General features: G+C 26.9%; 3 protein-coding genes. 2 read left to right on the top strand and 1 reads right to left on the bottom strand.

Annotated features, from left to right (window positions below; all coding sequences use genetic code 11):
• Positions 1–760, top strand: a 760-nt coding sequence (locus tag BXU11_RS17910; protein ID WP_189318552.1) for a hypothetical protein, incomplete at its 5' end; no start/stop codon positions are given.
• Positions 736–1,563 (top strand): hypothetical protein, encoded by an 828-nt coding sequence (locus BXU11_RS16500; RefSeq protein WP_078213328.1) that lies wholly within the window; start codon positions 736–738, stop codon positions 1,561–1,563. The genes BXU11_RS17910 and BXU11_RS16500, both read left to right, overlap by 25 nt.
• A gap of 138 nt (positions 1,564–1,701) precedes the next feature.
• Here BXU11_RS16500 and BXU11_RS16495 read toward each other — a convergent pair whose 3' ends face one another.
• The gene (locus BXU11_RS16495) at positions 1,702–3,114 is read right to left on the bottom strand and encodes a hypothetical protein (RefSeq protein ID WP_078213327.1); all 1,413 of its coding nucleotides are present in this window, start codon (positions 3,112–3,114) and stop codon (positions 1,702–1,704) included.
• Positions 3,115–3,264 lie beyond the last annotated feature (150 nt).

Raw genomic sequence — 3,264 nt, 5'->3', positions numbered from 1 at the left:
GTTAGATAATGAAAGGATTGAAATTTGCTCATTATTAACTCGAATTGACAGAGATAATTTTGAAGAATACATTAACGAAATTTCAGAAATTAATAGAAATCTATTGATTCGACAAGGTATTAAACAAATAGATGAGAGTAAAATTTATGTCGATGTTAAAGGAATCAAAAATTTTCTTGAAAAAGACATTAAAGAAAGTTTTGATAGAAGCATGAATCTACAAACGCTTTCTTTGGACCAAATTCAAAAATTAGATTTAAACAGTGACAACGTAATGATACCGTATTACGATGAACCGAGTATTTCAAACAAAACAGAACATAATACTTCAAATTTAAAGATTACTAGCTACTCTAGATTTGAACAATTCTCTGACATGTTTTTGAAAATAAGAGATAAATTCATTGCAAGCAACGAATTTGGTATTGATACTTATCTTAGTATGAGAATTCGACATGGAACATTATTGGGTGAAATTAGAAGTGTATTTGAAAATTATTATCTCATTACAAAAAAAGAAGATACTTCTAAGGATTATAAGGATAATCTTTATTGGCAAAAGTTATTATCAAAATCTGAACTAGAATTATCAACATACTTTAATAAAACAATGTCTGATTTTTCCCAGAAAATTGATGCAATTTCAGATGAATTAAAAAATAAAAAGCTTCAAATTAAAACAGAAAAGAAAGAATCTGAAGGTATTTTGATTACTCGTATGATAGTAAAGAGTTGTTGCAATTTTTCAAGAAAAGAATAGCTTCAATAGATAATTATGAGTTATTCTTCGAGGAAATTATTGCGATATTGTGGGAAAGGACAGAATCTAACCTAACTAGAATTAGAGAGGATATTTCAGAAAACATTAAGGAATTCATGGTTTCTTCATTGGTGAATTTATCAAAGGAAGTAGAGGCGATTTTTGATAAAAATGAGCATCCAGAAGTGAATGAACTAATTAGAAACATAACTCTTTGTCAAACAGACATTAAAAATGAGCTGGATAAGATTGCGGCATGGTTTAAAAGAACCAACAGCAAGACAATTAATGAATTCTATATTCAACTTCCTATTGATTCTACACTAACAACTTTAAAGAGACTTTTCAAGGAATATCAAAATTTAGATATTAGGTTTAATATTAATTGTAGCATTAAATTTGAAGGAGAAAACTTTCCGCATTTTTGCTATATTTTCCAAAATTTAATGCATAATATAATTGAGCATTCGGAATTGAACTGTGATGATTTAAAAGTAAATATTGCAATAAATGTATGTGAAAATGAAATATCTATTATCATTTTAAATAACTTCTCTTCAAATATTAATTTGGAAAGTAGGAATATAGAAATTCAAAAAACTCGTGACTTATTGCTTCAATCGCATGACAATGATAAAATTCGTGCTGAAAAGGGAACAGGATACTTAAAAATTCAAAAGACTTTAAAATCTGATTTATTAAGAGAATCCTTCAATATAATAATTGACCCTGTTGATGAGTCTAGAACTTATAGAACTGAAATAAATTTCAATTTAAACAATCTTCAAAAATTAGAGCAATGAAATTAATATTAATAGAAGATGATCAACATAAAGCAAAACAGATAATTCAGTTTATTAGTGAAAGTTTTACTGAGGCATCTATTGAACTAAAGAAATCATACCAATCTGGATTAAGGATCATCTCTATTAATATTAATTTCATTGCTCTAATTTTTGAAGATTGTTTAAATTGAAATTTATTTCAGTTCTATAAGTTCTAGACTCATCAACAGGGTCAATTATTATATTGAAGGATTCTCTTAATAAATCAGATTTTAAAGTCTTTTGAATTTTTAAGTATCCTGTTCCCTTTTCAGCACGAATTTTATCATTGTCATGCGATTGAAGCAATAAGTCACGAGTTTTTTGAATTTCTATATTCCTACTTTCCAAATTAATATTTGAAGAGAAGTTATTTAAAATGATAATAGATATTTCATTTTCACATACATTTATTGCAATATTTACTTTTAAATCATCACAGTTCAATTCCGAATGCTCAATTATATTATGCATTAAATTTTGGAAAATATAGCAAAAATGCGGAAAGTTTTCTCCTTCAAATTTAATGCTACAATTAATATTAAACCTAATATCTAAATTTTGATATTCCTTGAAAAGTCTCTTTAAAGTTGTTAGTGTAGAATCAATAGGAAGTTGAATATAGAATTCATTAATTGTCTTGCTGTTGGTTCTTTTAAACCATGCCGCAATCTTATCCAGCTCATTTTTAATGTCTGTTTGACAAAGAGTTATGTTTCTAATTAGTTCATTCACTTCTGGATGCTCATTTTTATCAAAAATCGCCTCTACTTCCTTTGATAAATTCACCAATGAAGAAACCATGAATTCCTTAATGTTTTCTGAAATATCCTCTCTAATTCTAGTTAGGTTAGATTCTGTCCTTTCCCACAATATCGCAATAATTTCCTCGAAGAATAACTCATAATTATCTATTGAAGCTATTCTTTTCTTGAAAAATTGCAACAACTCTTTACTATCATACGAGTAATCAAAATACCCTTCAGATTCTTTCTTTTCTGTTTTAATTTGAAGCTTTTTATTTTTTAATTCATCTGAAATTGCATCAATTTTCTGGGAAAAATCAGACATTGTTTTATTAAAGTATGTTGATAATTCTAGTTCAGATTTTGATAATAACTTTTGCCAATAAAGATTATCCTTATAATCCTTAGAAGTATCTTCTTTTTTTGTAATGAGATAATAATTTTCAAATACACTTCTAATTTCACCCAATAATGTTCCATGTCGAATTCTCATACTAAGATAAGTATCAATACCAAATTCGTTGCTTGCAATGAATTTATCTCTTATTTTCAAAAACATGTCAGAGAATTGTTCAAATCTAGAGTAGCTAGTAATCTTTAAATTTGAAGTATTATGTTCTGTTTTGTTTGAAATACTCGGTTCATCGTAATACGGTATCATTACGTTGTCACTGTTTAAATCTAATTTTTGAATTTGGTCCAAAGAAAGCGTTTGTAGATTCATGCTTCTATCAAAACTTTCTTTAATGTCTTTTTCAAGAAAATTTTTTGATTCCTTTAACATCGACATAAATTTTACTCTCATCTATTTGTTTAATACCTTGTCGAATCAATAGATTTCTATTAATTTCTGAAATTTCGTTAATGTATTCTTCAAAATTATCTCTGTCAATTCGAGTTAATAATGAGCAAATTTCAATCCTTTCATTATCTA

Origin of the sequence: Flavobacterium sp. LM5, from assembly GCF_002017945.1 — a bacterium.
Classification (GTDB): Bacteria; Bacteroidota; Bacteroidia; order Flavobacteriales; family Flavobacteriaceae; genus Flavobacterium; species Flavobacterium succinicans.
The sequence above is the reverse complement of the archived record's forward strand: the minus strand, read 5'-3'. Positions and strand labels throughout refer to the sequence as shown.